Annotated in this window: 1 protein-coding gene; it reads right to left on the reverse strand. The window is 73.3% G+C overall.

Translation table 11 applies throughout. The features are described from left to right. The coding region (lnt, locus tag KBX39_RS32480; RefSeq protein ID WP_210874251.1) for an apolipoprotein N-acyltransferase at nt 1-682 on the reverse strand (682 nt) is incomplete at both ends.

Raw genomic sequence — 682 nt, forward strand, 5'->3', positions numbered from 1 at the left:
GTGTTGAACCCGGTCGCACCGTCTACCCGCACGTCCGGGGAAATGAACCCGGACACCCCGACCGTGGAGGCCATCAACGCGGCCCGGGCGTGCTCCACCGCCCGCAACCGCACCATGGCCAGCTGCTGGCGGGCCTCGGCCACGTCGAACGTGGCGTTGTTCGTCTGCACCACCAGCAGCTGCGCGCCGCCGGTCACGGTGTCCCGGACGATCCCGTCGTAGGCGACCTCGAAGCAGATCACGTCGCCGAGGACCGCCGCGCCGGCGTCCACCACGCCGGGCCGGTCACCGGGGACGAAGTCGGAGCTGACCCGGTCGACCTGCGAGCTGACCATGCGGGCGAGGGATCGCAGCGGCACGTACTCGGCGAACGGCACCGGATGCCGCTTGACGTACGTCTGGTCCAGGTCGACGCCCGTGCCGGGCCGCCACAGCAGCCCCACGTTGCGCACCTGCCCCGCCTCCGGGCCGGCGAGCACCGCGCCGACCAGGATCGGCGCGCCGATCGCGTCGGCGGCCTGCCCGATCCGTTCCCCCGCGGCCGGGTTGCGCAGCGGGTCGATGTCGCTGGAGTTCTCCGGCCACACCACCAGGTCGGGGCGGGGCTGCCCGCCCTCGGTGACCCGTTCGGCCAGTTCCAGCGTGGCGTCGACGTGGTTGTTGAGCACCGCCTGCCGCGGCG

Origin of the sequence: Micromonospora sp. D75, from assembly GCF_018070405.1 — a bacterium.
Taxonomy (GTDB): Bacteria; Actinomycetota; Actinomycetes; order Mycobacteriales; family Micromonosporaceae; genus Micromonospora; species Micromonospora chalcea.